The following is a 533-nucleotide window of genomic DNA, read 5'->3' as shown; positions in this document are numbered from 1 at the left end:
GGCCCAGGTCGCCTCCTTCCACGCGGTGACGGCCTGCTCATCGCGCTCGGCGACCCGCCGCGCGGGGACCTGCGGGCTGAAGCCGAGCCGGTGCATCAGCCTCGTCGCTCCAGAAACGCTGTAGGAGACGTGGAACTTCCTGCCGATCAGCGTGGCCACCCTCGCCGCGGTCCACACCTGGTCCTCCACCCAGCCGTGTGCGGCCGGGCCCTGCTCCAGATACGCGGCCAGCTTCTCCAGACAGCGCGGGGACAGACGACATCGCGATCCGCTCGGGCCACGGGAGGCCAGAGCCTGCGCACCGCCCTCCCGCCACAGCTGGTGCCACTGGTAGGCCGACTTCCGGCTCACCCGTAGGCGCCGTGCCACCTCCAGCGGCTTGATCTTCTGCTCGAACAACTCGGCCGCCTGCAGCCGCACCGACTCCCGGCGCCGCCGTCCCACAGCGGTCAGCCCGCCCCCATCCGCATACCTCACACATCATGGGCTACAGCCATAACCCCAGGCCCTTCAGGGACTTCGCGAAGATTCAC

At 69.8% G+C, this 533-nt stretch carries 1 protein-coding gene; it reads right to left on the bottom strand.

The genetic code is table 11. The annotated features are described in order from the left end of the window. Positions 1-477 (bottom strand): winged helix-turn-helix domain-containing protein (locus ABD211_RS32840; protein WP_344140405.1); only part of this gene is annotated, 477 nt, incomplete at its 3' end. Positions 478-533 lie beyond the last annotated feature (56 nt).

The sequence above is a fragment of the Luedemannella flava genome, assembly GCF_039528515.1.
In the GTDB taxonomy this organism is placed as follows: domain Bacteria; phylum Actinomycetota; class Actinomycetes; order Mycobacteriales; family Micromonosporaceae; genus Luedemannella; species Luedemannella flava.
The sequence above is the reverse complement of the archived record's forward strand: the minus strand, read 5'-3'. Positions and strand labels throughout refer to the sequence as shown.